Origin of the sequence: Bacillus sp. FSL K6-2861, from assembly GCF_038630725.1 — a bacterium.
In the GTDB taxonomy this organism is placed as follows: Bacteria; Bacillota; Bacilli; order Bacillales; family Bacillaceae; genus Bacillus; species Bacillus velezensis.
Genome location: NZ_CP152037.1, coordinates 4,138,217 through 4,164,102, shown reverse-complemented (window position 1 = coordinate 4,164,102; position 25,886 = coordinate 4,138,217). Strand labels below are relative to the sequence as shown.

Here is a 25,886-nt window from a genome sequence, read left to right as displayed (position 1 = left end):
CAGGGTTAAACTTCATCCACCTTATTGCTTTTTAGATAAGAAATAAGGATTTAAAATCTTTATCATTTTATTTACTGTTAGATAGGTAAAACACACCCCGGCGACTGTAACCATCCCGCCTGTCAGTGCAATAAACGCGGGTACTTCACCTAACCACACCCAAGAAATGGCCAGGGCTACGGCGGGTGTTAAATAAAGTGAAATGGCTGCTTCTGAAGCACCGACGAGTGAAGTTACATATGCAAGTGCAAAGTAAGGCACAACCGTTGGTAATAAACCTAAGTAAACGATAGACAATGTTGAGTTCATTGAAGCGTTCAAAAACTCTTCCCCTAAGCCAGGCAGAAATACAAGCATAGGTATTGTCCCGCCCCAAATAGTGAATGTAACGAATGGAATAAATCCATATTTTTTTATATAGCGAGCTTGAAAAACGAAATAAATACTCTCCGAAAAAGCTGCCAGCAGGATTAACAAAATGCCGTTCACTGAATTTGTATAGTTTCCTGCCCCAAATGAAATGATCGACACACCCAATAAACTTATGATAGAGCCAATCCATTTATAAAGCCCAAAATGTTCACCAAAAAACAGACGAGATAACATGGCAGAAAAAATAGGTGTCATGGTCACGAGTAAGCTTGCTGTCCCTGCGCTGACTGTTTTTTCTCCGATATTCAGCAAAATGTGATATAGTGCAAAACCTAAAAATCCTAACGATAAAATAGCAGGGATATCCTTCATGTCAGGTAAACGCATATGAGTCAAAACAGCAAAAACCAACAATGCCATTGACCCAATCAACAAGCGAAACAAAGCGAGGTGTTCCGGCGTGTAACTCTCCAAACCCGCGCGAATTCCCGGGAAAGCTGATGCCCACAACCCAATCATCAGAATGTAAGCTATGCCGATTCGAACTGTTTTCTTTCTCATCTTTCTCACTCCTCTTTACAAAAACCAACCAGTTATTTAATGTGTTTCTATATTAATAAAGATTTGATGATATGACTTCAACCAGTTAAATAGATTTTGACCCAACCACTTTAAGGAGGATCCTTTTTATGAGCGCTCCAGAAGAAAAAAAGATGAAAAAGCTTCCTAAGTACATACAAATCATTCAATTTATAAAAGAGAAAATAGGAAATGGAGAATGGCCGATTGGAAGTAAGATTCCAAGCCAGCGCACGCTTGCTAAACAATTTGAGGTGAACAGGAGCACAGTCATTACAGCTTTAGAGGAATTGACGGCGGATGGATTAATCGAAGGCAGAATGGGCAAAGGGACAGTTGTTACGAACAATACATGGACACTTTTGGCTAAGAATTCCGCCCCCGATTGGGATCAGTATGTAACCTCCGGAATCCAGCAGCCAAGCCAAAAAATCGTTCAAGAGATCAATAAATCAGAATCGAATTCTGATCTTATACAGCTCAGTAAAGGAGAACTTTCACATGAGATTTTTCCTTTAGCTGTTATGAAAGAGATCATGGGAAAGGTATCTCAAAACATAGAGGCATTCGGGTATGAGGAACCAAAAGGCTATTTGCCTTTGAGAGAGGCATTAAGCGGCTATTTAAGAACAATCGGGATTCAAGCTTCTCCTTCTTCCATTCTTATTGTTTCGGGCGCACTGCAAGCCTTGCAGCTGATATCAATGGGGCTTTTGCAAAGGGGATCGACCGTTTATCTTGACCAGCCGTCCTATCTTTATTCATTACACGTATTTCAATCAGCCGGTATGAAGCTGACTGGAGTTCCTATGGATAACGATGGGCTTTTGCCGGAACACATCCACATGGCAAGGGGGGAACGGGGGAGGGCTATCTTATATACAAATCCTTGTTTTCATAATCCGACAGGTATTTTAATGTCAAAAAAGAGACGGGAAGAAATCCTTGCGGCAAGTGAGAATGCACAGCTTCCCATTATTGAAGATGACATTTATCGGGAGTTATGGATAGATGAGATTCCTCCAGATCCTATTAAAACAATAGATAAAAATGGGCATGTGCTTTACATAGGCAGTTTATCGAAAACGTTAAGTCCGGGTTTGAGAATTGGATGGATCGTCGGTCCGGAACCAGTGATTGAACGTTTATCCGACATAAAAATGCAAACAGATTACGGCTCCAGTTCGTTATCTCAGAGAGTAGCGGCAGAGTGGTTTACATCCGGTGAATACCAGCAGCATCTAGAACAGGTGAGAAGTCAATTAAAGGTGAGAAGGCAATTGGTCATGAGTCTCTTAGAAACCAATTTGAAGAATGTCGCTGCATGGAATATGCCGAAGGGAGGATTCTTTGTCTGGGTAAAAATATTGCCTTCACTATCTATGAAATTACTTTATACAAAAGCTTTGACAAAAGGGATACTTCTCAATCTCGGCAGTATCTATGCTCAAGAAAAAGGGAATTATATTCGCTTATCATATGCTTATGCATCTCTTGAAGACCTTCAAAAGGGAATTTATGAATTGGGTTTGATGATTAAGGAATTGGCAAGCAGATAAATATATAAAAGACATGCTATCAATGACAAGAATCGGCTTGTTTTCGCGTTTCGCTTTTTCAAATGCTTCTTTCCCCCCTCATGAAAACCAGTAAAAAAGCCGCCAACAAAGCGGCTTTTCTTAAGTTAAGATGCCGAATGTCAAAAAATGTTAATTACTGCTCTCCTTGTTTTTATTCAAACTTCAATCTGTATGGCTATGTCTCTCCTAGAAGAACAGCGGCTTGGTTCTTGAAGAGTAAATCATTTAATCCAAAGCGCTATGACTCCTGCAGATGAAATTCAGATCATTGGGCCGTATAACCGCCATCCATTACGACTGCCTGCCCTGTAACGCCTTTCGCTTTGTCACTGGCGAGGAATACTGCGTAATCAGCGATTTCTTGCACGGCTAACAAACGTTTTTGAGGAACCAAGGGGTAAATGACTTCTTCAAACACCTTTTCTTTAGAAATGCCTCTAGTCTCTGCAATATCGTTTAACTGGTTTTGCACCAATGGAGTGTCGATATATCCCGGGCACATGGCGTTGACGGTAATTCCGTATTCCGCTCCTTCCAATGCTGATACTTTAGTTAAACCGATCAAACCGTGTTTAGCGCTGCAATAAGCCGCTTTCCCTGCAAAACCAATTAAACCATTTATGGAGGCCATATTGATGATGCGGCCAAATTTTTGTTTTTTCATCAAAGGGAATACTCTTTTTGTCGCACTAAAAGGAGCAGTAAGCATTAATTTCAGCATAAATTCAAACTTATCAGTCGGGAAGTTTTCTATATCCGACACATGCTGAATCCCCGCATTGTTTACCAGAATATCCAATCGTCCAAAGGTTTCAAGTGTCTTAGAGACACTTTTTTCTACTTGTTCTTCGTTTGTTACATCACAAACCGCAGAGAGGACTTCGTATCCTTGTTCCGTAAGTTCCTCAGCTGCATGTTGCACGGCTTTTTCGTTCAAATCGGAAATCACAACTTTTGCGCCTTCTTTAGCGAATTCACGTGCAATTTCTAAACCAATTCCACTCGCCGCGCCTGTAACAAGAGCAACTTTACTTTCCAATAATTTACTCATAGTAACCCCTCCAGGATTCATTTTGGTCTCCTAAAAGTTTACACCCAGCAGTTGTATAAGTAAAATGAATAAAAGTAATATAATGTATTCGTTAAACTTATGGAATGGAGATCATACGATGGATATACGCCAAATCACTTACTTTCTTGAAGTTGCTAAATCCAACAGTTTTACTAAGGCATCAGAAAATTTGCATTTGTCACAGCCTGCCTTAAGTAAGATGGTGAAAAGTTTGGAAGAGGAATTAAAGGTTGAGCTCATTGATCGTTCAGCTAGACAAATCGCTTTGACAGATGCAGGCGAAATTGTATTTGAGCAAGGCCAAATGATTATGAAGTCAATAGATGACTTGTCGACGAACTTATACGATCTTTTACATTTAAAAAAAGGAAAAGTGAAAATTGGAATACCGCCGCTTATCGGTGTCTTGTTTTTTCCTAAAATCATTAAAGGATTTAAACAATTGTATCCTGATGTGAACATCAAGCTGATAGAACATGGGGGAAACAAGGTGAAACAGGAGGTTGAAGATGGGGTACTGGATCTTGGCGTGGTTATTGAACCAGTGGACGAAGAGCAGTTTGATATCATTCCATTGCTTAATGAAGAACTGATGCTCTTCGTTCATTCCGCTCACCCGCTTGTTCATAAAGAGATTGTGGAAATGCAAGACTTGAAAAATGAACCTTTCATCCTGTTTAGTGAAGACTTCTCTCTTCACGATCGGATTATTCAAGAGTGTATTAGAGCCGGTTTTCGTCCAAATATCGTTTATGAAAGTTCTCAATGGGATTTTATCAGCGAAATGATTGGAGAAGAACTAGGTATTTCCATTTTCCCTCAGTCTATAGTGAAAAAGACTGATCAAAGTTTAGTTAAGGCAATTTCCATTGTCAATCCATCAATTCCTTGGAAAGTGGCGATTATTTTAAAAAAAGGTAAATATGTTTCACACGCAGTACGCGAATTTATCCGGTATATTTCATTTTTTTGTAAGAGTAATTACGCAGATCAAGATAACTCATGAAAAAAATGAATGGTTTTTATAGTTTTTATGTATTTTACGGTTAGAGAGGGCTGCGATATATTATCTTATGTCAGAAAATAAGTACCTTTCAGGAGGAAATTCAAATGGATCAAAGCCGTTACCAACAAGGTTTAGACAAATTAATGGAGTACACTTTAACAAGCGATGATAAAATCTCTACGCATTTAAAGATTTCTGAAGACTTGAAAGATATCGCCCCAGATGTAAGTAAGTACATGATAGAATTTGCTTATGGAGATATATATTCACGACCGGGATTAACCAATCAACAACGTGCGCTTGTTACCATTTCATCCCTTGTAACGCAAGGAACCGAGCCGCAGCTTGAACTTCATATCAATACAGGGCTTACATCCGGATTAACACCGACTGAGATTGTAGAGAGTATCACCCAATTGGTTCCTTATACAGGATTCCCGCGTGTACTTAATGCTCTTTCAGTGGCTAAGAAGGTGTTTGCACAACGACATGTAGAAAACCATTGAGAAATAAAGAGCTTGTATGGAATGCGGGATGAATTAGTATAAACTCATCAATAGAATATACACAAAACGACAGCCTATAAGGCTGTTTTTTAATAGTCTCGCTTATCATAAAAAATGTCGTGCCAGGCCTATATATGGTCTCTTTTTTGTTTTCGGTTGATCATATGTAAAAGCGATTATTTTAATCGCTTTTTGATTCTTCAAAACATGCTAAGCTTTGACCTCTTTATGAGTAAGCACTTTTAAAGCATCTCTCACTTTTAAGGCGAAGTTGACAGGTTTATCAATCGCTTCGAAATGAATATACATCAGTCTCGGTTTATCAAACAGCCAGTGATTGTGAAGTGACGTTACAATCAGATCATGTTTCCGAAGAACGCTGATAAATGGATTGATTTCTTTTTGCAGAATGACAGTTTCTCCGCTGCAGAGAGCACGGCCGTCTTTTGTCATTGATTCAAATGAAAACATTTGCGGAATGAGCAAGAATGATCTTCCGGGCCGTCCCAGTACTACTGGTTTTATATTCGTTCGTGATCTCATTACTGTACAAATTCCATTTTCAAACGTATGCATGGTTCCGCCTAGAATATCGTTGAACTCGTCACAAAGACCATGCCGTTCAATCAGCTCCCCGTCAGTTTTTGGTACCGCACGCACAGTTTTAGTAGTTAGAACTCTCAGGGCCTCTCTCACTTTTCTTGCAAAATTGAGGGGTTTATCAATTGATTCAAAATGCATAAACATCAGACGCGGTTTATCAAACAGCCAATGGTTATGAACGGCAGTTACGATGATACCGAATTTGCGCAGCTCACTCATTAACGGGTTCACTTCTTCTTGCAGTAAAACAGTCTCACCTAAACATAAAGCTCTGCCTTCCCGATCCATGCTTTCAAATGAAAAGGCCTGAGGAATAAAAGGAAATGCCTCGGCTCTTCTTCCGAGTACCACCGGATGAATGTTGCTTCGAAATCTTGTCGCCGTACATACGCCATTTACGACACTGGGCGTTGAATTGAGAATTCTAGCAAATTCTTTGCAGAGCCGTGATGGCTCCATACTCGTTTCTTCCACTTCATATCTCCTCCTGGAATCTATTTATAACGTACGTAGTATTAAAGATATGTGAAGATAGAAAAAATGTAACGCGTCAGCAGTCCACATTAGAGAGAATCAGCCTTTTATGTATAATTTGAGATTTTCTTCCCTTTTTATAATCTCTTTAACTGTTAATTTTTAATAGATTAAAAGCTTAAATTAGTAATTTTATTCCAGCTTTGATTTTTTTGTGGCGGTCATTTGTGCAAGCACCGGCTGAGCACACATACCTTTGAGTTGTGAGTTTCAGAATATGAAAAAAAGCCTTTATACAAGGCTTTCGGTAAATAATTCATACAGCCGTTTGGCTGCTCATTCAGTGACAGCTCACAGCTCTTTTGTCATCAAGACATGCGGGATGCCGTCTTCCATAAATTCCGGTGAATCTGTCTGATAGCCCAGTTTGTGATAAAAGCCTTCCGCATGTGTTTGTCCATGCAGTTTACATTGGGTGATGCCTTTTTCTTTTACCATGTTTTCTAATTCGCTTATGATTACTTTGCCCAACCCGTATTTACGGTAAGGCTTCAGGATGCAGATTCGTTCGAGCTTGCCTGTATGGTTTACAATGCGGACGCGTCCTGTGCCGGCAGGCTGATTTTCATGATAAACCAAGACATGCCCGCACTGATCCTCAAGCGTATCGAACTGATCAAATTCATCGGATTCAGGTACTTGCTGTTCCTCAATGAATACTGCTTTTCTAATCTCAAACGCTGCTTGCAAATCAATTTCCGTTGTTATTCTTTTTATCATCATAATCAACCAATCCTTTTCACATGTTAGTCTGGACTGCACGGCTTGCTTGTGGTCTTATAGAAGTAACGATAAAATAATTATATTGCAAATGCAACAAAAAATGAAGGGTTTGAAAAGATATGACTGATATTTTGCGGGAAATCGGCATGATCGCACGGGCACTGGATTCCATCAGCAATATTGAATTTAAGGAATTAGACTTAACAAAAGGGCAGTATCTCTATCTTGTGCGGATATGTGAAAACCCGGGAGTGATACAGGAAAAAGTGGCGGAAATGATTAAAGTTGACCGAACAACAGCGGCGAGAGCAATCAAAAAATTGGAAATACAAGGGTTTATTGAAAAGCGTCCTGATGATCAAAATAAAAAAATAAAAAAACTGTTTCCGACTGAAAAAGGGAGAAAGGTTTATCCGTTATTGCAAAGAGAAGGAGAGCATTCTGCGGAGGTAGCCCTGTCCGGCTTTACATCTGAGGAAAAAGAAACCATTTTCAGCCTTCTTCAGCGGGTGAGAAAAAATATAGAACATGATTGGGAATTTGTGAAGAAGGGGAATAAAAGAGATTATTAATGGTCATTAATTCCTTTTGGTGAATGATTGCGTTGTGAATGATTAAAGTCATAAATGGATACGTTATCTGTGACATCTCCTTCCTCGGTTCCTGCTTCAACATAGCCGATAGGCTTATTTTTAACGAAAAGTATCAATTATGGTATATTTAAATAAGAAAAAATAATTGAAGCGGGGAATGATATGAGTACAATCGAAAAACAAAGACGTAAGAAAATCAGAGCGAAATCAATCGTACGGGCCATCATGGTCATCATCGGCGGAATTATTGCCGCGTATGGACTGGAAACCGTATTGATTCCGAATAGTGTATCTGACGGCGGTGTAACCGGACTCAGCATTGTCTGTTCACAGCTGTTTCATTTGCCTCTTGGGATCTTAATTGCGGTGATCAATATACCGTTTGTCTGGTTGGGATATAAGCAAATCGGGAAAGGTTTTGCGTTTCTATCCATTATCGGCATTATCTCACTTGCCGCAGGCACGAGTTTTTTCCATCACACTCCTGCTATCATCGAGGGAGACACCCTGTTAATCACCGTTGTCGGCGGGATTATTATCGGCTTTGGAATGGGATTGGCATTGCGCAACGGCGGCGCATTAGACGGAATTGATATGCTGGCTGTGCTTCTGTCACGGAAATTGCCGTTTGGCACGAGCGACCTCATTTTATTTTTAAACATGTTTGTGTTTATTTTTGTTTCTTTTGTATTCGGGCTGCAAGGCGCATTGCTTTCCGTCATTGCTTACTACATTGCGTCTAAGGTCATTCATGTGGTTGAGGAAGGTTTAAGCGGTTCTAAAACATTTCAGATTATCACCAATGAGCCTGCATTAATGGTAGAGACCATTCGTGAGGAATTAGGCCGGAGTGCCACTTATAAAGAAGCATACGGCGGTTTTTCCCATGAAAAATTCAAAGAAATCACATGTGTCATCAACCGTTTAGAAGAAACCAAACTGAAAGAAATTATTAATGACATTGATAAACAAGCCTTTGTGACGGTATATGATGTCGCAGAAGTAAAAGGCAGTAATTTCAGAAAAGTCCATAATCATTAAGAAGCGAGCTGCCGTTAATCGGCAGCTTTTTTTTAAAAAGGAGAAAAAACTTGCAAAAATAGAATGACGGCTGTATATTATTGATATATCAAACATTGACTAGTCAATTAGTTGCGCAAAAGAAAGTGGGGATGGGTTTTGACAGCATGTTGTTCAGAGGAAGGCGAGATTTTATATCAGCTCCAATCACTGCATAAAGTGATCGGCACGAAGTTTGAAGCGTGCACCGGAATCAGCCAATCCCGCCTTGAGCTTCTCGCCGTGCTTTTTTACGTCGACGAGATCAGCCAAAGCGATCTTCAGAAAAAGGTGAATATTGATGGTGCAGCTGTTACGCGACACTTGAAACAGCTTGAAGCCAAAGAAATGGTTACGAGAAGGCGGAAGCCCGAGGACAACCGAATTATACTTGTCCGGCTTACTGAACAGGGGCGGGAGAGAATTGAGGCTTCCAAAAAGGAGAAGGAGCGTTTCATAAAGGAAATGCTTGCCGGTGTCAGCGCGGAAGAACGCAGTATGTTAAAAAACGTATTGTCACAGATGCAGAATAATATAGAAAATATGAAAGCATAGGAGTGTTTTACACATGAAAACAGAACTGAAAACAAACGACTTTATGGACATTATGAAAGGCCGCCGTTCCATTCGGAATTACGATCCGGCTGTGAAAATCAGCAAAGAAGAAATGACTCAAATCCTGGAAGAAGCAACGACAGCACCGTCTTCAGTCAACGCGCAGCCGTGGCGTTTTCTCGTCATTGACAGCCCTGAAGGAAAAGAAAAACTCGCGCCGCTTGCCAGCTTTAACCAAACACAAGTCAGCACATCATCTGCGGTGATCGCGGTTTTCGCAGATATGAACAGTGATGACTATTTAGAAGAAATTTATTCAAAAGCGGTCGAACTGGGCTACATGCCGCAGGAAGTAAAAGACAGACAAATCGCTGCGTTGACGGCGCATTTTGAAAAACTGCCGGAGCAAGTGAACCGTGAAACGATTCTGATTGACGGAGGACTCGTTTCCATGCAGCTGATGCTTACGGCACGCGCGCACGGCTATGACACAAACCCGATCGGCGGCTACGATAAAGAAAAGATTGCCGAGGTTTTCGGAATGGATAAAGAGCGTTATGTACCGGTCATGCTGCTATCAATCGGAAAAGCGGCAGACGAAGGATATGCTTCCTACCGTCTTCCTATCGAAACAATCGCACAATGGAAATAAGGTTGAAGTGAAGCTGAGGGGAGAGGGACAGTGGACATGATTGCAGCTGTTTTCGTCGGAATTGTAGCTTTAGAACATGTATTTATCATGATACTTGAAATGTTTTTTATCAATTCGAAGGCAGCTAAGCGGTCCTTCAAATTGCCGAAGCATTTAGAAGGTGATCGGAATGTAGCGGTCATGTTTGCAAATCAGGGTCTGTATAATGGATTTCTGGCTGCCGGCCTCATTTGGGGGCTGATCCTCGGAGCTGATCCGATTGGCCATATGATTCAAATGTTTTTCGTCATCTGTGTGGTCATCGCGGCAATTTTCGGAGGCTTTACTTCAAACAAATCAATTATCGTAAAACAAGGACTTCCGGCTGTTTTAGCGCTTATTTTTCTTTTAGCGGCGTAGCAGACGGAGTGAGGGCTTCCGGAATGGGAGCCCTCTTTTTTTATTCTGTTTTGAAAATCATTCTTTAGGCGGATCTTTTTTGAATTACAGATAAATGCTTACCGCAGAATAGATGAGCAGCAGACACATCACGATGCGAAACGCTTTATCGTGTTTCTCAAAGAGATGTTTAAAAACAGAGCCGAACGCCGACCACAGCAGTAAAGCCGCCCAGCCCAGGAGAATAGCCGACGCGAGCCAGAACGCAATCAATGGATACGTGTGCTGAAATGGCAATATAAAAGCGCTCATTAAGGTTAAAAAGAATAAAATACTCTTTATATTGATCATTTGAAACAGAAATCCCGATAGAAAAGACGATCGGGTTTTTTCAGAATCGCCTTTTGATGTTTTGGGCAGCGAGATCTGCCAAGCCAAATAGAGCAAATAGACGGCTCCGGCAATTTTAAAGTAAGGTTCCACGACGGGAATCCAATGATAGACACTCATGGTAAACAGACCGCTGAGAATGCCGAGCACTGCAAATCCCGTCAGGATTCCGCCGTTAAAACGCCATGAACCGATAAAGCCGGCTCTGCGCGCTTCATTCATCATTAAAATATTGCTCGGCCCGGGCGTAATAGATGTCATCAGGACATAAGAAAGAAAAGCTATGATACTCATTAAATCACCTTCATTTGCTAATGTGATGGAGCCGTTTTTTATTGTATGATAAGAATAGGTATAAATAAAATTGAAAAATAAAATCGCATTATTGATTTTTTCGATGCATCTTAGAGGTGAATTCATATGGAGATCAGACATCTTATTACATTTCAGGCCATTGTAGATAAGGGAAGCTATACAGGGGCCGCGGCGAAGCTGGGATACACGCAGTCGACGATTACGACTCATATTCAGGCGCTTGAACAGGAGATCGGCGGCGCATTATTTACGTACGAAAAAAGGCGTCTGAAACTGACGCCTTTAGGGAGAGAGCTGATACCGTTGGCCGAGGATTTACTTTCCGCCCATGACAAGATCAAAAATATGCAAAGCATTCACGAGGTGAAGGGCGTTTTAAAAATTGCGGCGCCGGAGTCTTTGACCATTTCCAGACTGGGGCCGATTATCAGAGAATATTCAATGAAGTATCCGAACGTCAATATCATATTGAGCAACGGAACATGCGGGCAGAATCAGGTGGAATTAGTAAGCGGCCGCGTGGATATCGCATTTATGGTGTATCCGGAGATACAAATGGAAAAATGCATACATCATTCTTTATTGGAGGAACGCATCGTCCTCGTGGCGGGCAGTGACGCACCGGAACATTTTGACGACTATCAACAAAGCGGCAAGCACTTTTTTATTACAAATGAAGAAGGATGCAGCTATCGGACTATGTTTGAACGATTTCTCGTCAAGCATGATATCAGTCATTTACAAACAATGGAACTGTGGAGCATAGAGGCCATTAAGCAGACGGTGATGAGCGGACTCGGTTTCTCCGTTTTACCTTATATTACGGTAAAAGAAGAGGTAAAAGCGGGGAAGCTGAAAATTCTTCAGCAGTCTGAGCCGTTCGAGCGGCTTTATTCTCATATGCTGGTCAAAAAGAAAAAATGGCAGCTTCCGGCCGCTGAAGCTTTTGTTTCGCTTGTTCTTAAGATGATAGGTTAATTTGAAAGCCGATGCCTGCGCGCATCGGCTTTTGTTTTTGTCCGGAATCTTAATGACATTTTCGATGTCAGCCAGCTGTTTTTTGACTCCATACCTACCTTTTTTAAAAAAAAGAGAGCTGATCAGCAAATATGGTATGATTTACATAATCAGGGAGTGAGAAGATGAATATGAAGAGAGCGTATTACGCTATTTTATACAGCCAGACCGCTATCAACTTGGGGTTCTCACTTTATACGATGGCTGTCATCTTGTTTTTGTTTACAAAAACCGGTTCGACGGCGATGGCCTCTCTTATGACGTTCGTCAGCATTGTATGTCGCGTATTGGGCAGCGCCGTTTTGCCGCTGGTCACCGGCCGGTTCACGCTTCGTTCTTTGTTAATCAGTTCTCAATTGATACAGATCACACTGTTAGTCTGTTTGTTTTTTGTCATCCAAACCGGTTCATCCGCATTCTTTTTTCTGCTGTTTTGTCTGATCGGAGGCATTTCTTTTTGCAACGGATGGTTTGCTCCGATAAAAAGCGCGCTGATTGGGGAAATCATTCCTCCTGATCGAAGGGCGAAAGCGAACGGTTTATTATCGGCGGCGGATCAGACCGTTCAGTTTGCGGGGTGGTCTCTGGGCGGCGTCATCATAGCGTTCCTGGGAGAGAGCGATACAATGATCGTCACTGTCATGTTATTGGTTTCTTCGGTGTTGGGCATCATTCTGTTTCTTCAAGTACGCATGTGTGCGCCGGCAGCAGTCAGGGAACGTTCCCTTTTTGCAGATGCGGCAAGCGGCTGGGTGTATTTATTTCAGCAAAAACAGCTCAGGGTTCTCATTGTGATGGATGTGATCGAATCGTGGGCAGGCATGATATGGATCGGTTCTGTGTCCTTGACTTATGTGCATGACGTCCTTCATAAAGGAGAGGCTTGGTGGGGGTATGTCAACGGAGTCTATTATGCAGGGACGATGATCGGCGGACTGATCATCTATAAGTTATCCGGCAAGTTTCAGCATCATCTCATTCCGCTTATGCTGACGGGAGCCTTGGCATATGGAATGTTCACGTTTATTTACGGGCTGATCACAAGCGCCGTTACCGCCCTTTTTCTGGTGCTGTGCATGGGGCCGGCTTGTGTATTACGAGATCTCACGCAGGAAACATTCCTTCAAAACATCACGACCGAAAAGACACGGGTCAATATATTAGCGGCGAGATCAGCTTTAGTTCAGTTCATTTTTATGTTTTCCATTATCGGAACGGGGGTTATCTCGGATGTATTCGGCGTGCGGTTTATTTATATTGGCGCAGGCCTCCTCTTATTAATTTCGGCTTTTATCGGATTTTCTCAGCTGCGAATGAAGAAGATGGTACAAAGCCGCATGTAGTGTAGTATAATTAGGAACGTACGTTCTATATCGAGAGAGGAGAGGGTAATGTGGGACATCTGGCACTGCAATTGTATGATTATCATCTTTGGGCAAATCAGCAAATATTCACCCGGCTTAAAGAGCTTCCGGAGGATGTGTACCGTAAGGAGATTCAAAGTGTCTTTCCGTCGATAGCCGGTGTATTGACTCATGTGTATCTGTCGGATAAGGGGTGGTTTGATGTGTTCTCCGGAGAGCGTCTGGAGGATACGCTGAAATCAGCTGAACAGCAAAAAGAGGACATCTTGTCTAAAGAGATAGAAGAGCTGGAAGATATGTTCTCGGAATTATCAGACCGATATCAATTATTTTTGCAAAAGGAAGAAAATATCAGTCTCCCCCTTGAAATAGAGCATCCGTCAGGTGACATCATGAAAACCGCAGCGGCCGATATGATCCTCCATGTTGTGAACCACGGAACGTATCATCGCGGGAATATAACAGCCATGCTCAGACAGATGGGGTATGCTTCTGTGCCGACGGATTACGGTATGTATTTATATATAAACAAAAAGTAAACAAGACAGCCAACGCGGCTGTCTTGTGATATCCGTAAAAAAGCCAAATCATATGAGTGATTTGGCTTTTTCGTTTGCTATGCCATGTTCTGCAACCGTTCTAAACTGTTTTTCCAATTCGCTTCAAGCGCTGTAAAAGCAGCGGCGGTATCTTGCTGTTCTAATGCGTGAATGATATCAGAGTGCTCATTATATGATCTGTTTAAAGCGCCGTTTTCACTGAAATAGCGGATTTCCATTCTCTGAATTTTGACTTTCAGGCTTACAAGCAATTTGTGAAGTTCGGCATTGTCCGCAAGCAGAATGATGCGATGGTGAAATGCATTGTCCGCTTCCAGGATAGCCAGTTTATCGCCGTCTTTCATTGTTTGAAGAAGATTTTCATTCAGCTGTTTCAATTCCTGAATCACGGCATCGTCCACATGCGGGAGAGCTTGCTGCAATGCGAGTTTTTCAAGCGTCCAGACGATGGAATACAAGTTTTCCGCTTCTTTTAACTCAATCGGAGCGACAAGCGTCCATCTGTTCGCTTTTGTTATCACCAAGCCGGCATCTTCCAGCCGCAATAAGGCTTCCCGTATCGGGGTGCGGCTGATTCCCAATGTTTCCGACAAATCCTTGTCCTTTAACTTTGTTTCCGGTTTGAGCTTGCCCGTTATGATCCAGTTTCTGAGTGTGCGATACACTTCGTCCCGCATGATGGTTCTTTTCAGCACAGGTTCTTTGTTTTGATTATCCAATGGAACACCTCATGAATCGTAGTATACATATTTGCATTTTACCACAGTCCGGGCGCTGGTTAGAAATGAAGAGGGACGTCTAAGAATGAATCGAACCGAGATGCTTCATCTCAATATGCTGAAAGTCAGCGGAGCCGCCTTCAGAAAAGAGCGTGATTCCCTGATCTTCGTGTTTTGGGAACACTTCATTTGTCAAAACGGTTTTTCCGTCGTCTGCAAATACTTCAATACTTGTTTTATCCACGAGAATTTTCAGATGGACGCGCCCTTTGTTTCCGTCAAATGGGGCTTTGCTTTCGGCGTATGCACCGGTTTTATCAGGCTGGTCTGTAAACGATCTGTTCACATAGGCATAGCCGTCTTCTGCCGAAATACCGACATCAATATGCCGACTTTGGTCTGCTGATTCTCTGAGTCTGACGCCTGCATTTTTGATATCTGACCAAGCGATATCCATATCAAGCTGATATGTATCACCTTTGATCGGCAGTGTCTCTGAACCGTTCACCTGTTTGTGTTCTATGCTGTCAGTTGAAGAGGTTAATTGGTTCAATGCTTCAACCGGCTCTGACACAAGGCTGTATGTGCCGCCGTCCTGCTGCTGAAGGCGGATTTCACGGACGATAGAATCCGTGCCGTTAAAGCCGTTTTTTAGTGTCGGTGTTTCATTCGGATAATCCCAATTGTTCATCCATGCCAGCGCATAGCGTTTTGTCAGCGGATCTTCGCTATTACCGTCCTCAAATGTGACGCCGCCGTACCAGTCAAAGCCGTAATCGAGCCATTGCGGTTCTTCTTGATCGGCGGAAAATTCCTTCCCGTCAAAGTTTCCGGTCCAATACGCGTACGTATTCGGTTTGCCTGCGGGTTTGCCGTTTGCGCTTGCGCCCAGAACCCACTTGGGTGTTCCGTCATCTGCACGCATCATATAAAGGTCGGGGCATTCGATGAGGCCGATCTGCTGAGTGATAAAACCGCCCGTGTATGTCCAATTTTTTAAATCGAGTGATTCATAAAAACCGATTTTTTCGCCTTCGGCCATGGCCATCACCCATTTGTCATCCTGTTCATCCCAGATCACTTTCGGGTCCCGGAAATCCTTAGTTCCCGGATTTTTCATCACGGGCTGATCACTATAGGAAGTAAACGTTTTTCCTTTGTCCGTGCTGTACCATAAATATTGTTCCTGGGCTTTTGTTTTGGCTGTCGGCTGCGTTGTGACGGCGACCAGCGCGTTTTTGCCGAAGCCCGCGGTGTTGTGTTTATCAATGACGACAGAACCGGACCATATATCGCCGTTTTCGTTGGTGTATTTCGGAATAGCCGTGCCTTCGTCCGTCCAGTGCACCAAGTCCTCTGATACGGCGTGCCGCCATTCTGTGCCGTTGCCGTTCGGGTAATCCCGATTATAAAGATAGTAGTAATGATATTTCCCCTCGAAAAAAATGGGCTTTTGAGGGTCGTTTTTCCATTTGTCCGGGGTCGTAAAATGATACGCCGCCCGGTAATCTTTCTTATGCTCCGTGTTTGTGTCAGAGGAATTGTGGTTTTTGTTCGGCAGTAAGCCGACAAACAGGAACGCACCCAAAAAGATCAATATTACAACGGGCCATTTTCGTGCCATGATTGAATTCACCATCTTGTTGAGAAATAAAAGAAAATGCCAATGAAGTATCGGCATTTTCTTTTTGTTGTTATTAGTTGTTAACCGTAAGCTGTCCTTGTTCAAGGATGCTGTTTTTAACAACGGATGTTTTCTTGCCTTTGATGTTCATTAAGAAGCTTGGCGCAAATGTTGCCTTTTTATCCTCAAAGAAGCCTCTGTTTGTCATGTAGCTTGTGATCACGACATTGTTGCCTTTGGCTTGCGGCACTGCGAAGTGAGAGTAAGTGAACGTTACATCGTTAGGATCAAGACCCATTTGCAGTACAAGACCAGTTTTGTTCAGCGGCTTGTAAGGACCTGTTAAAGAGTTTGATACATAACCAAGCATGTAGATATCGTTGGAGTTAATACCGTCGATCGTCATTTTTGAACCGCGTGAATCAGTGAACAGGTACCATTTGCCGTTCATTTTGAAAACATTCGCGCGCTCGATTTCATCAGTTACCGTGTTTGAAGTGATCAACGGCTTCATGACTTTTTTCAATGTGTAGTCATTGTTTAATTCTACGATGCCGAGGGCGCCGTTCGCTAATTCAGCATCGCGTTTTTTAGCACTTTGCTGAAGCTTCTGACTTTCTTTACGGAAGAAGTTTGTGCTGCCGCCGTAGTACGCTTTGTTAAATAAAGATTCTTCGCCTTGGTATCCGTTATCTGTTCCCGTGTTGGCTTCGAATACAAGGTATTTATGGCCTTTGTCTTCAACGTAGTGAGGGTCTCTCAGCGTATGGTTGTCGCCGGATGTATAGTTCCCTTCATCGATAAACTGCTGAACGTTTTGATATGTTTTTCCGTCACCGTCAAAAATCGTTTTATGATCTTCCACTCCGTTGATCTTGAGCGTGTCATCAGATTTTGACACATTTACCTGCGCCGTTGTCAGGCTTTGTTTGCCGTAATGTTTACCGGAAAAGTCAGTGTAGAATAAACGGATTTTTCCGTCAGATGTAAAGGTTGCAGAACCGGACCATTCTTGTGTCTGTTCTTTCAGGATTTCATCATTGGCGTCGAACTTATCGCTGTCTTTAAAGACACGGCCCGCGTTTTTCCAGCTGTCGATCGAGTTGTCGCCGACTTTTTGATAAAACATGTAGATGGATGTGTCATCAGCGTCTTTCGGGCTTCCGGCAAGAGCAAACACGACGTGATAGCCGTTGTATTCAGCTACTGTTCCGTCAGCGTTTTGGAGCGGCCAGCTGTCCCACACATCCAGTCCTTTTGCGGACTCGATATTTTTAATTGTTGATTGGTCGAATTGAGGCACTTGGTATTTTTCACTTTGCTGCTGTTTAGGGATCTGCAGCATATCATGGCGTGTGATGTGAGAGACGCCGTACGTTTCTTTGTAAGGTTTTTGGGTATTTTCTTTCGCGAAGGCTTGAGTCGCTCCCCCTGCCAGAAGTGCAGTCGTAAAAGTTAGAACTGTGGCTCGTTTTGCAAATTTTTTGATGTTCATGTTCATGTCTCCTTTTGTATGTACCTTTTTTTGCGATCTGCCGATTCGATCCTCCTGCATTCATGGATGGCAGGTTTGTTACAGAAAAAAAGACCTAAAATATGTATGGGGTGACGCCAAAGAATACACTTTGCCCTTAACACATTTTAGGTCTTGCCTGCTTTATCAGTAACAATCCTGCATGATTTACTTGTCGACATCATTCTATTAGACTCTGATTCTATTGACAACTGGTCTATTTTCCTCTTTTGGATGATAGTAAAATGAAAAAAGGCCTTTTAATATATGGGTAATTGAGACTAAGGGGTGCTCTGGGCCTAGGAAAAAACCTCTCTAAAAAAGAGAGGTTATTTTTTCTTGATAGATAATAAAGCGATGGTAGCTAAAATCAGCAAAGTACCCAGCCATTCTGATATTCCGAAGGGAACATGCAGCCAGATCACAGCTAAAAAAGCTGCCGACAGCGGCTCTGCACAAGCGAGCAGGCTGGTTTCAGAGGCACTCAGATATTTCAGGCTTTCCAAGTAGCAATAAAAAGCGATGAGCGTTCCGAAAATGATGATAAACACGATCGCGGCATATGCAGGAAAGGACCACTCGCCTTCAAATTTCCAGGGCGGGCGGATCAAGCTGAGGGCGGCTCCGCCGATCAGCATGCCCCATCCGACAATAATGGCAGATCCCCATTTCTTCAGCAGACGATGCGGCTGAAGGGTGTAAAACGCCAGTGCAAACGCCGAACTGATGCCCCAAAAGACGGCCAGACCGGATATGGACAGGCTTCCGACATTCCCGTGCGTGACCAAAATGAATGTGCCGGCAACCGCCAATAAGACGGCGAGGAGCTCTTTTGCTGAAGGAATTCTCTTTGCGCGAATCGCTAAAAAGCATGTAATGATCGCTGGCCCTAAATACTGAAGAACGGTAGCAGTTGCTGCGTTGCCGTACTCAATTGCCGCGAAGTAGGTGTATTGAACGCCTAACATTCCGAAAATCCCGAATAAAAGAAGGGGAATTCTGTCCCGTCTGTCTTTCCAGACAGCCCATATCCGTCCTTTTTCTTTGCGGTACGCGATGCCGAGCAGAAGCGCCCCTGACACCAGAAGGCGCACCGAAGTCAGCCATTCTGTATTAAAATGGCGGTGCTGGAACAGATACTGGGCAACCGTTCCCGAGACCCCCCATAAGATAGCTCCTGTCAGCACAAGCCAAATGCCTGTTGTTCGTGAATAAGAAAGAGCAGCGTGTTTTTCCAGGATAGACACCCCCGATTCTGATGTTCTGATATTAACTTACAATAATTAGGAAAACGAACTCCTTACATGTGATATATTATATATTGTATATTAAATTCCGTCAAAAAGATTTTCGGAGAAAGCTCTTACAAAACGGCCGTCTGAGGAATGAGCTGTAAAAAAAAACACCCCGGCGGGTTTCCGGGGTGTTTTGGTTATTCTGCAATCGCGTCTGTTAAAACAGGAACGACTTGTTTCTTTCTGGATACGACGCCTTTTAAAAGAGCCGTGTTGTTTTCTAAAGTCACGTTGAATGCTTTTTCCACTTTTGACGCTTGATCACCGATGGCAAGCGCAAGGGAATCGTTTTCCAGAATATCCGTAATCACGAGAAGGAACAGGTCAAGGTTCTTCTCAGCAATTACTTTTGAAAGAGCCGCTTCTAATTCCGGCTGACGCTTTTTAACATCTTCAATATCAACTGTGTTGACTTGGGCGATTTCGACTTTTTTGCTGCCGAGCGTGAACTCTTTCGCATCAAGAGAAATCAGTTCTTCCACAGTTTTTTTGCTTAAGTCGGCGCCCGCTTTCAGCATGTTTAAGCCGTACTCTTCCGCATCTACGCCGGCAATTTCAGCAAGCTCTTTTGCCGCTGCGATATCTTGCTCCGTGCAAGTCGGAGATTTAAATAACAGAGAGTCGGAAATGATTGCTGACAGCATGAGGCCCGCAATTTCTTTCTCGATTTTCACGTTATTTTCTTTGTACATTTTGTTTAAGATCGTAGCCGTACAGCCGACCGGCTCAGCACGGTAGTAAAGAGGTTCCGCTGTTTCGAAGTTGGCGATACGGTGGTGGTCGATAACTTCAAGAACCTGAACGTCTTCGATATCCTTGATGCTTTGCTGGCGTTCATTGTGGTCAACAAGGATGACGCCGTTTACTTCGTTTGCGGCTGTTTCCACCAAACGCGGGCTTTCCTGCTTGAAATAATCAAGCGCGTATTGTGTTTCGCCGTTGACTTGTCCGAGGCGGACGGGCTCAGCATTGAAGCCGAGTTTATTTTTTAGATCAGCGTAGGCAATGGCAGAGCAAATGGTATCTGTGTCTGGGTTTTGATGTCCGAAAATAAGAATTTTTTCCATAATAACTCCTTGTCCTTTTTTGTAGTGTAAACAATCTTTTTATAGTTTAACACGTCTTGAGGAGGGTGTAATCTTCAAAACCTTAAAAATTGATGTGAAAAAGAAGCATTTTTGTTGAGAGGTGGGGAGGGTTGCGAGTAAAATACTGGGTAAGTCAGATGCTAATCAGCATATAGTATCAAAAAAGGTACTATGGAGGATGAAAAATGAACATATATCCGAATAAAGAAGGTTGTCCGGTTGAACTGACGCTTTCCGTTATCGGCGGAAAGTGGAAGGGTATTTTGTTTTATCATATGATCGGCGGAAAAAAGCGGTTTAATGAGTTTCGGCGCATTTGCCCCAGCATTACGCAACGTATGCTGACGCTTCAGCTTCGCGAGCTTGAGGCGGACGGCATCGTGCATCGGGAGGTATATCAGCAGGTGCCTCCAAAGGTGGAGTATTCTCTTACCGAATTCGGCAGGTCGCTGGAACCGATCGTTTTGCAAATGAAGAAATGGGGAGATGCCAACCGGGAGTTTCTCGAGGCATACCGGGAAAAAACGTCTCCTCAAGATCAGTCCGCTCAAAAATAAGAAGCAGCAAAGGATTAAATTCCTTGCTGCTTTTTTTTATTTCATCGCGATGGCTTTTCTGGCATTGCGTACATCATTTTTCAGCAATTCGCTCAGGTTGTAAGCCGGATATTGACCCCGTTCTTCCATATACTCAAAGACCATTTGGTGCCACTTGATGGCCGCGTTTAAGTGCTTGACGAAGACGTGTCTTAATTGAGGTGTGGCCGTCTCTGTAATGGCTCCGGCATAATTGCGGACAGATGTTTTGGCCAGAATGAGCAGGCCGCCGCTGTAAAAGGAGGAATCAGCGCGCTCTTCTGTTTCATCCTCACGAAAAGCGGGAGCTTCAGGGAAGAAAGGAAGCAGTTCACGCAGATTTTGTTCCAGCGAATGGATGGAAAATCTGTAAAGCTGTTTTAATCTGGCATCGCTTACGTCCCGCTCTGTTCTTTTTAATTTCACAAGTCCGTTTGCCTGGAAAGCTACTAACTCATGCAGTTCTAACGTTTCATGCCATGCTAATGTTCTCCGCTCAGTCATGGTGTAAGAATCTCCTTTATCCTTCATTTTCACTTTCAGCATATGCCCCGGTCCCGATGTTGTTCCTCATGTTTTGAAGTTTCCAGAAAGGGAAACTCAATGTAAAGGAAATACGAAATAGAGGTGAAACTATATGTGGGACATGATAAAGAACTTCTTCCTTTTCAGCAGCGGGGTTTTGCAGGCGACCACTCTCTTACTTATCGTTATCGTCTTGTTATATGTACGAAAAACCAAAAAGAAAAACAGAGATACTTCTGGTTTCATGGATGATCAGGATCACTGATACAACGGGCATTCTTTCACTAGGATGTCCGTTTGTCTGTTTTCATGTTTCACATGGAACATTGCGGCTGTCCGCGCTCATTTTACTTGCGATTTCGACTTATGTTAAAATATATACGTGTATTTTGGAGAGTTTATGGAAAATTCAGGTCTTGAAAGAGACATTGCGGCGTCAAAAGAGCAGTCGTCTAAGCTGCTCTTTTCTATTCGTATGTTCGAATGATACAAGGTTTGAGGTGAGTAAGTGAAAAATACAAGGGCTCTAATAGAAGGCGCCATTTTGATCAGTATTTTTGCAATCATTTCCCTTTTGGTCGTGTACCTCCCTTTACTGGGGGCAATTCTTCTCTTTGCTTTGCCGCTGCCGATCATTCTTTACACCATTCGGCACGGTCTGAAGCCCGGGGTATGGATGGGGCTTGCCAGCCTTCCTGTCAGCTTTATTGTAAGTTCGTTTACCGGGCTTACAGGCGCTTTTACGGCGGCCTGTACGGGAATCGCCATGGGATATTATTTTAAAAAGAAACAGCCCGGCTATGCGGTTGCTGCCGGCGCTATGGCGTATGTGCTGTGCGGCGTCGTTTTTTTTGTGGTCAGCATCGTGTTTCTTAATATGAATGTGGTTGATACCACCATGTCCCAGCTTCGGGAGTCGCTGTCTGTGGCTGATACCATGTCAAAACAGCTCGGTTACGGAGACCAGTTCGGGAAGCAGATCAAGCTGATGGAAAGTCAGCTGAGCACGGTTCAATATCTTTTTCCGACAGTGCTCGTATTGACCGGCATCGTTTTTTCTTTCCTCAGTTATGCTATGGCAAGGCCGCTTTTACGGCGATTTTCCCCTGATCTTCCGAAGATGAAGCCTTTTAGAGAGCTCAAACTCCCGCAAAGCGTTGTCATTCTGTATTTTATTGTGACGATATTAGGGTTTCTGCCTTTAGAAAAAGGGCATATGCTGTATTCGGTTTCATTGAATGGGGGATTTATTCTCAGCTTGCTGATTTGTATTCAAGGATTAGCGTTTATTTTTTTCTATTGCCGCGAAATGGAGATGCCGAAAGCCGTTCCTGTATTAGCAATTGTGCTGGGGGTGCTTTTTCCGCTCATCTTGTCCGTGTATCTCCTCTTAGGCATCATTGACATAGGCTTTAACATAAGAAATAAGGTGACGCGAAATTGAGTGTGACTTACAGGTGGGGAGTTGATAGAAATGCCTAGTTTTTATGAAAAACCGTTGTTTCGGTATCCCATCTATGCATTGATTGCATTGTCAATCATCATAATTCTCATCAGCATTTACTTTAACTGGCTGATAGGAGCCATCGGCGTTGTGCTGCTCGCCGTGATCTTGTTTTTCATTAAGCGTGCGGATTCTCTGATCAGAAAAGAAATTGACGATTATATCTCCACGTTATCGTATAGATTGAAAAAAGTAGGCGAAGAGGCATTAATGGAAATGCCTATCGGGATTATGCTGTTTAATGATCAATATTACATTGAGTGGGCGAATCCGTTTTTGTCTTCCTGTTTTAATGAAAGCACGCTCGTCGGACGCTCGCTGTATGACACATGCGAGGCCGTCGTGCCGCTGATCAAGCAGGAGGTCGATTCGGAAACGATCACCTTGAATGAGCGGAAGTTTAAAGTAGTGATTAAAAGAGATGAGCGCCTGCTTTATTTCTTTGATGTGACAGAACAGATTCAGATTGAAAAGCAGTACGAAAATGAGAGAACCGTGCTGGCATATATCTTCTTAGATAACTATGATGACGTCACACAGGGGCTGGACGACCAAACGAGAAGCACGATGAACAGCCAGGTCACCTCATTATTAAATGCGTGGGCGCAGGAGTACGGCATTTTCCTGAAACGGACGTCCTCGGAGCGGTTTATCGCGGTGTTAAATGAACACATTTTAACGGAGCTTGAAAACGCGAAATTTTCGATTTTGGATGAAATCCGAGAAAAAACATCCGTTCACACTGTATCTTTGACCCTCAGCATCGGGATCGGCGCATCGGTTTCTTCCTTGAAGGAGCTTGGAGATCTGGCGCAGTCCAGCCTCGATTTGGCTCTCGGCCGCGGAGGCGACCAAGTGGCGATCAAAATGCCGAACGGCAAGGTGAAATTTTACGGCGGCAAAACGAATCCGATGGAGAAGCGCACAAGGGTGCGCGCCCGGGTGATTTCTCACGCGCTCAAGGAAATTGTCTCAGAAAGCAGCAATGTCATTATCATGGGGCACAAATTTCCTGATATGGACGCAGTCGGAGCCGCAATCGGAATATTGAAGGTGGCGCAGGCCAACGGCAAAGAAGGCTACATCGTCATTGATCCGAACCAGATCGGATCAAGTGTTCAGCGTCTGATTGAAGAAATTAAAAAATATGAAGAGCTGTGGTCGCGGTTCATCACGCCGGAAGAGGCGATGGAAATTTCAAATGACGACACGTTGCTTGTCGTCGTTGATACACATAAACCATCCCTTGTGATGGAAGAGCGTCTCGTGAACAAAATCGAGCACATCGTTGTGATTGACCACCACCGCAGAGGCGAGGAATTTATTAAAGACCCGCTGCTCGTTTATATGGAGCCATATGCTTCATCCACCGCAGAACTCGTGACGGAGCTGCTTGAATACCAGCCGAAGCGGCTCAAAATCAATATGATTGAAGCGACGGCCCTGTTAGCTGGTATAATAGTGGATACGAAGAGCTTTTCCCTTCGCACGGGCTCGCGGACGTTCGACGCCGCTTCTTATTTGAGAGCGAAAGGCGCAGATACGGTTCTGGTGCAGAAAGTTCTCAAAGAATCGGTCGGTTCTTATATCAAGCGGGCGAAGCTGATCCAGCATACGTCTCTTTATAAAGAACATATCGCGATTGCTTCTCTTCCTGAGAACGAAGAGGAGTACTTTGACCAGGTGCTGATTGCGCAGGCGGCTGATTCCCTCTTATCGATGAGTGAAGTGGAAGCTTCATTTGCGGTAGCCAGACGGGATGAGCATACGGTGTGCATCAGTGCGAGATCGCTGGGCGAGGTCAATGTGCAGATTATTATGGAGGCGCTGGATGGCGGAGGGCATTTAACCAATGCGGCAACCCAGTTATCGGGCATTTCTGTCTCAGAAGCGCTCGTCCGGCTGAAGGAAGCCATTGATGAATATTTTGAGGGAGGCGTTCAGAGATGAAGGTTATTTTCTTACAAGATGTAAAAGGTAAAGGAAAAAAAGGCGAAGTGAAAAACGTAGCAGACGGTTATGCACATAACTTTCTCATTAAAAAAGGCCTCGCTGTCGAAGCAAATGCGACAAACATCAGCGCATTGAAAGGACAGAAAGAAAAAGAGAAAAAAGAAGCGATTGCCGAGCTTGAAAGAGCCAAAGATTTGAAAGAAACGCTTGAACAGCTGACTGTTGAGCTGAGTGCCAAATCCGGTGAAGGCGGCCGTCTATTCGGATCTGTCACAAGCAAACAGATTGCAGAAGCGCTGCAAAAAACGCATAAGATTAAAGTGGATAAACGGAAATTGGAGCTCCAAGACGGTATCCGCACACTGGGATATACAAACGTTCCTGTAAAGCTGCACCCTGAAGTTCAGGCTGTGCTGAAGGTTCACGTAAAAGAAGAAGCGTAATACACAATGAAAAACCCGCCGATCCGGCGGGTTTTTTTCATGTCAGCAGACGGCGCAGCGCAAGAAAATGATGAGATTGTTTCATTTCCGATCATCACCAGATTGCATATTATATTACATCATAACGAAGGATGTGTCGGTATGAAACGATTTTTTTCTGAAACATATTTTAATAATCCGGAGAATAAAAAGGCGCTGGAGCACTATCCGCTGATCGGTGATGGAAAAGACGGGGAAGTCTATCGCTTAACACACAACAAATGCGTAAAATACTTCTTTGAAAAAGGGACATGCAAAAAGGAATTGGCAGCTTTAAAGACCGGACAAGGTTCCCCGGTGATTCCAAGACTGTATGAATACGGAGATCGTTATATTGTGATGGAATATGTCCAAGGCACCTCTCTTGCCCGCCATATCAAACAAGAAAAATCCCTGTCCGTCAAACTGACTGCTGATATTTTAAATATGCTGGATGAATTAAAAAGAATCGGTTTTACCAGATGGGATGCCGAAATCAGGCACATTCTGATCAACGAACACGGAAATCTTAAGGTCATCGACCATAAAAGAGCTTTTTCCGCCATTACCCGGTTTCCCGTAAAACTATTAAAAGGACTGGACAAATACGGCTTGGCGGATGAGTTTTTGAACACTATAAAAAAATTAAATCCGTCACGTTACCTGGAATGGCAGCCGCACATGTAAGTTTCTGAAAATCCGCACATGTAAGTTTCCTTTTTGTAGGGTCGTCATATGATATTTGTAACATTTGTTTGGTGGAGTGTGGAA

At 43.3% G+C, this 25,886-nt stretch carries 28 protein-coding genes; 17 read left to right on the top strand and 11 right to left on the bottom strand.

Annotated elements, in window-relative coordinates:
- Positions 1-21: 21 nt before the first annotated feature.
- Positions 22-933, bottom strand: a complete 912-nt coding sequence (locus NYE62_RS20670) for an EamA family transporter (protein ID WP_342497172.1) — start codon at positions 931-933, stop codon at positions 22-24.
- Positions 934-1,061: 128 nt separating this feature from the next.
- Here NYE62_RS20670 and NYE62_RS20665 point away from each other — a divergent pair, with 128 nt between their 5' ends.
- Positions 1,062-2,510 (top strand): PLP-dependent aminotransferase family protein, encoded by a 1,449-nt coding sequence (locus tag NYE62_RS20665; RefSeq protein WP_039253133.1) that lies wholly within the window; start codon positions 1,062-1,064, stop codon positions 2,508-2,510.
- Between the two features lie 286 nt (positions 2,511-2,796).
- Here NYE62_RS20665 and NYE62_RS20660 read toward each other — a convergent pair whose 3' ends face one another.
- Positions 2,797-3,582 (bottom strand): 3-hydroxybutyrate dehydrogenase, encoded by a 786-nt coding sequence (locus NYE62_RS20660; protein WP_144665036.1) that lies wholly within the window; start codon positions 3,580-3,582, stop codon positions 2,797-2,799.
- A 118-nt stretch (positions 3,583-3,700) separates the two neighbouring features.
- On the opposite strand from NYE62_RS20660, the gene NYE62_RS20655 reads away from it, so the two are divergent.
- Positions 3,701-4,609: a LysR family transcriptional regulator gene (locus NYE62_RS20655; protein ID WP_015418635.1), complete on the top strand. Its 909-nt coding sequence runs from the start codon at positions 3,701-3,703 to the stop codon at positions 4,607-4,609.
- A gap of 104 nt (positions 4,610-4,713) precedes the next feature.
- Positions 4,714-5,115 carry a carboxymuconolactone decarboxylase family protein gene (locus NYE62_RS20650; RefSeq protein WP_007409882.1) on the top strand — a complete coding sequence of 134 codons (402 nt, stop codon included), beginning with the start codon at positions 4,714-4,716 and terminating at the stop codon, positions 5,113-5,115.
- Positions 5,116-5,325: 210 nt separating this feature from the next.
- Here the strand turns inward: NYE62_RS20650 and NYE62_RS20645 are convergent, their stop codons facing one another.
- Positions 5,326-6,192 (bottom strand): DUF1259 domain-containing protein, encoded by an 867-nt coding sequence (locus NYE62_RS20645; protein WP_064115184.1) that lies wholly within the window; start codon positions 6,190-6,192, stop codon positions 5,326-5,328.
- A gap of 351 nt (positions 6,193-6,543) precedes the next feature.
- Positions 6,544-6,975, bottom strand: a complete 432-nt coding sequence (locus tag NYE62_RS20640; protein WP_342497171.1) for a GNAT family N-acetyltransferase — start codon at positions 6,973-6,975, stop codon at positions 6,544-6,546.
- Between the two features lie 119 nt (positions 6,976-7,094).
- Between NYE62_RS20640 and NYE62_RS20635 the strand changes: the two genes are divergently transcribed.
- The 5 genes from NYE62_RS20635 (at position 7,095) to NYE62_RS20615 (ending at position 10,233) form a co-directional block, all read left to right on the top strand.
- Positions 7,095-7,547 carry a MarR family transcriptional regulator gene (locus NYE62_RS20635; RefSeq protein ID WP_007409879.1) on the top strand — a complete coding sequence of 151 codons (453 nt, stop codon included), beginning with the start codon at positions 7,095-7,097 and terminating at the stop codon, positions 7,545-7,547.
- Positions 7,548-7,730: 183 nt separating this feature from the next.
- Positions 7,731-8,609: a YitT family protein gene (locus NYE62_RS20630; RefSeq protein ID WP_040238671.1), complete on the top strand. Its 879-nt coding sequence runs from the start codon at positions 7,731-7,733 to the stop codon at positions 8,607-8,609.
- Positions 8,610-8,720: 111 nt separating this feature from the next.
- Positions 8,721-9,182, top strand: coding sequence for a MarR family transcriptional regulator (locus tag NYE62_RS20625; protein ID WP_172437936.1), 462 nt, complete (start codon positions 8,721-8,723; stop codon positions 9,180-9,182).
- 13 nt (positions 9,183-9,195) lie between these two features.
- Positions 9,196-9,834, top strand: coding sequence for a nitroreductase family protein (locus tag NYE62_RS20620; protein ID WP_004393039.1), 639 nt, complete (start codon positions 9,196-9,198; stop codon positions 9,832-9,834).
- A 30-nt stretch (positions 9,835-9,864) separates the two neighbouring features.
- Entirely contained in the window at positions 9,865-10,233 is a 369-nt protein-coding gene (locus NYE62_RS20615; RefSeq protein WP_033574272.1) for a DUF1304 domain-containing protein, read from the top strand.
- A gap of 84 nt (positions 10,234-10,317) precedes the next feature.
- Here the strand turns inward: NYE62_RS20615 and NYE62_RS20610 are convergent, their stop codons facing one another.
- Entirely contained in the window at positions 10,318-10,896 is a 579-nt protein-coding gene (locus tag NYE62_RS20610; protein ID WP_012118916.1) for a LysE family transporter, read from the bottom strand.
- A 126-nt stretch (positions 10,897-11,022) separates the two neighbouring features.
- On the opposite strand from NYE62_RS20610, the gene NYE62_RS20605 reads away from it, so the two are divergent.
- The 3 genes from NYE62_RS20605 to NYE62_RS20595 all read left to right on the top strand — a co-directional run bounded on the left by NYE62_RS20605 (position 11,023) and on the right by NYE62_RS20595 (position 13,837).
- Entirely contained in the window at positions 11,023-11,895 is an 873-nt protein-coding gene (locus tag NYE62_RS20605; RefSeq protein ID WP_342497170.1) for a LysR family transcriptional regulator, read from the top strand.
- A 164-nt stretch (positions 11,896-12,059) separates the two neighbouring features.
- The gene (locus NYE62_RS20600; protein ID WP_033574274.1) at positions 12,060-13,277 is read left to right on the top strand and encodes an MFS transporter; all 1,218 of its coding nucleotides are present in this window, start codon (positions 12,060-12,062) and stop codon (positions 13,275-13,277) included.
- A 50-nt stretch (positions 13,278-13,327) separates the two neighbouring features.
- Complete coding sequence (locus tag NYE62_RS20595; protein ID WP_007409866.1) at positions 13,328-13,837, top strand: DinB family protein; 510 nt, start codon at positions 13,328-13,330, stop codon at positions 13,835-13,837.
- 77 nt (positions 13,838-13,914) lie between these two features.
- On the opposite strand, the gene NYE62_RS20590 is transcribed toward NYE62_RS20595, so the two are convergent.
- The 5 genes from NYE62_RS20590 to NYE62_RS20570 form a co-directional block, all read right to left on the bottom strand.
- Positions 13,915-14,577, bottom strand: a complete 663-nt coding sequence (locus tag NYE62_RS20590) for a GntR family transcriptional regulator (RefSeq protein WP_033574275.1) — start codon at positions 14,575-14,577, stop codon at positions 13,915-13,917.
- A gap of 79 nt (positions 14,578-14,656) precedes the next feature.
- Entirely contained in the window at positions 14,657-16,213 is a 1,557-nt protein-coding gene (locus tag NYE62_RS20585; protein ID WP_105322169.1) for a glycoside hydrolase family 32 protein, read from the bottom strand.
- A 61-nt stretch (positions 16,214-16,274) separates the two neighbouring features.
- Positions 16,275-17,696 (bottom strand): glycoside hydrolase family 68 protein, encoded by a 1,422-nt coding sequence (locus NYE62_RS20580; protein ID WP_015240964.1) that lies wholly within the window; start codon positions 17,694-17,696, stop codon positions 16,275-16,277.
- Between the two features lie 347 nt (positions 17,697-18,043).
- On the bottom strand, positions 18,044-18,961 hold the full coding sequence (locus tag NYE62_RS20575; protein WP_282996349.1) for an EamA family transporter: 918 nt from the start codon (positions 18,959-18,961) through the stop codon (positions 18,044-18,046).
- 185 nt (positions 18,962-19,146) lie between these two features.
- Positions 19,147-20,076 (bottom strand): manganese-dependent inorganic pyrophosphatase, encoded by a 930-nt coding sequence (locus NYE62_RS20570; protein WP_004393053.1) that lies wholly within the window; start codon positions 20,074-20,076, stop codon positions 19,147-19,149.
- Between the two features lie 206 nt (positions 20,077-20,282).
- Between NYE62_RS20570 and NYE62_RS20565 the strand changes: the two genes are divergently transcribed.
- Positions 20,283-20,654: a winged helix-turn-helix transcriptional regulator gene (locus tag NYE62_RS20565; RefSeq protein ID WP_007615010.1), complete on the top strand. Its 372-nt coding sequence runs from the start codon at positions 20,283-20,285 to the stop codon at positions 20,652-20,654.
- 36 nt (positions 20,655-20,690) lie between these two features.
- On the opposite strand, the gene NYE62_RS20560 is transcribed toward NYE62_RS20565, so the two are convergent.
- Positions 20,691-21,176, bottom strand: coding sequence for a spore coat protein (locus NYE62_RS20560; protein WP_007407913.1), 486 nt, complete (start codon positions 21,174-21,176; stop codon positions 20,691-20,693).
- Between the two features lie 133 nt (positions 21,177-21,309).
- Here NYE62_RS20560 and NYE62_RS20555 point away from each other — a divergent pair, with 133 nt between their 5' ends.
- From NYE62_RS20555 to NYE62_RS20535, 5 genes are all read left to right on the top strand, one after another.
- Positions 21,310-21,462, top strand: coding sequence for a hypothetical protein (locus tag NYE62_RS20555; protein WP_004393059.1), 153 nt, complete (start codon positions 21,310-21,312; stop codon positions 21,460-21,462).
- Positions 21,463-21,705: 243 nt separating this feature from the next.
- On the top strand, positions 21,706-22,641 hold the full coding sequence (locus NYE62_RS20550; protein WP_007615002.1) for a DUF2232 domain-containing protein: 936 nt from the start codon (positions 21,706-21,708) through the stop codon (positions 22,639-22,641).
- A gap of 30 nt (positions 22,642-22,671) precedes the next feature.
- The gene (locus NYE62_RS20545; protein ID WP_007407911.1) at positions 22,672-24,651 is read left to right on the top strand and encodes a DHH family phosphoesterase; all 1,980 of its coding nucleotides are present in this window, start codon (positions 22,672-22,674) and stop codon (positions 24,649-24,651) included.
- Complete coding sequence (gene rplI, locus NYE62_RS20540) at positions 24,648-25,097, top strand: 50S ribosomal protein L9 (RefSeq protein ID WP_007407910.1); 450 nt, start codon at positions 24,648-24,650, stop codon at positions 25,095-25,097. Before NYE62_RS20545 ends, rplI begins: the two co-directional genes overlap by 4 nt.
- A gap of 6 nt (positions 25,098-25,103) precedes the next feature.
- Positions 25,104-25,802: a kinase gene (locus NYE62_RS20535; RefSeq protein ID WP_079891422.1), complete on the top strand. Its 699-nt coding sequence runs from the start codon at positions 25,104-25,106 to the stop codon at positions 25,800-25,802.
- Positions 25,803-25,886 lie beyond the last annotated feature (84 nt).

Bases quoted from the DNA above. Each gene is read 5' to 3' on its own strand.
- NYE62_RS20670 (WP_342497172.1), bottom strand. From the start codon at position 933: ATGAGAAAGAAAACAGTTCGAATCGGCATAGCTTACATTCTGATGATT.
- NYE62_RS20665 (WP_039253133.1), top strand. From the start codon at position 1,062: ATGAGCGCTCCAGAAGAAAAAAAGATGAAAAAGCTTCCTAAGTACATA.
- NYE62_RS20660 (WP_144665036.1), bottom strand. From the start codon at position 3,582: ATGAGTAAATTATTGGAAAGTAAAGTTGCTCTTGTTACAGGCGCGGCG.
- NYE62_RS20655 (WP_015418635.1), top strand. From the start codon at position 3,701: ATGGATATACGCCAAATCACTTACTTTCTTGAAGTTGCTAAATCCAAC.
- NYE62_RS20650 (WP_007409882.1), top strand. From the start codon at position 4,714: ATGGATCAAAGCCGTTACCAACAAGGTTTAGACAAATTAATGGAGTAC.
- NYE62_RS20640 (WP_342497171.1), bottom strand. From the start codon at position 6,975: ATGATGATAAAAAGAATAACAACGGAAATTGATTTGCAAGCAGCGTTT.
- NYE62_RS20635 (WP_007409879.1), top strand. From the start codon at position 7,095: ATGACTGATATTTTGCGGGAAATCGGCATGATCGCACGGGCACTGGAT.
- NYE62_RS20630 (WP_040238671.1), top strand. From the start codon at position 7,731: ATGAGTACAATCGAAAAACAAAGACGTAAGAAAATCAGAGCGAAATCA.
- NYE62_RS20620 (WP_004393039.1), top strand. From the start codon at position 9,196: ATGAAAACAGAACTGAAAACAAACGACTTTATGGACATTATGAAAGGC.
- NYE62_RS20610 (WP_012118916.1), bottom strand. From the start codon at position 10,896: ATGAGTATCATAGCTTTTCTTTCTTATGTCCTGATGACATCTATTACG.
- NYE62_RS20605 (WP_342497170.1), top strand. From the start codon at position 11,023: ATGGAGATCAGACATCTTATTACATTTCAGGCCATTGTAGATAAGGGA.
- NYE62_RS20600 (WP_033574274.1), top strand. From the start codon at position 12,060: ATGAATATGAAGAGAGCGTATTACGCTATTTTATACAGCCAGACCGCT.
- NYE62_RS20580 (WP_015240964.1), bottom strand. From the start codon at position 17,696: ATGAACATCAAAAAATTTGCAAAACGAGCCACAGTTCTAACTTTTACG.
- NYE62_RS20570 (WP_004393053.1), bottom strand. From the start codon at position 20,076: ATGGAAAAAATTCTTATTTTCGGACATCAAAACCCAGACACAGATACC.
- NYE62_RS20565 (WP_007615010.1), top strand. From the start codon at position 20,283: ATGAACATATATCCGAATAAAGAAGGTTGTCCGGTTGAACTGACGCTT.
- NYE62_RS20560 (WP_007407913.1), bottom strand. From the start codon at position 21,176: ATGACTGAGCGGAGAACATTAGCATGGCATGAAACGTTAGAACTGCAT.
- NYE62_RS20555 (WP_004393059.1), top strand. From the start codon at position 21,310: ATGTGGGACATGATAAAGAACTTCTTCCTTTTCAGCAGCGGGGTTTTG.
- NYE62_RS20545 (WP_007407911.1), top strand. From the start codon at position 22,672: ATGCCTAGTTTTTATGAAAAACCGTTGTTTCGGTATCCCATCTATGCA.
- rplI (WP_007407910.1), top strand. From the start codon at position 24,648: ATGAAGGTTATTTTCTTACAAGATGTAAAAGGTAAAGGAAAAAAAGGC.
- NYE62_RS20535 (WP_079891422.1), top strand. From the start codon at position 25,104: ATGAAAAACCCGCCGATCCGGCGGGTTTTTTTCATGTCAGCAGACGGC.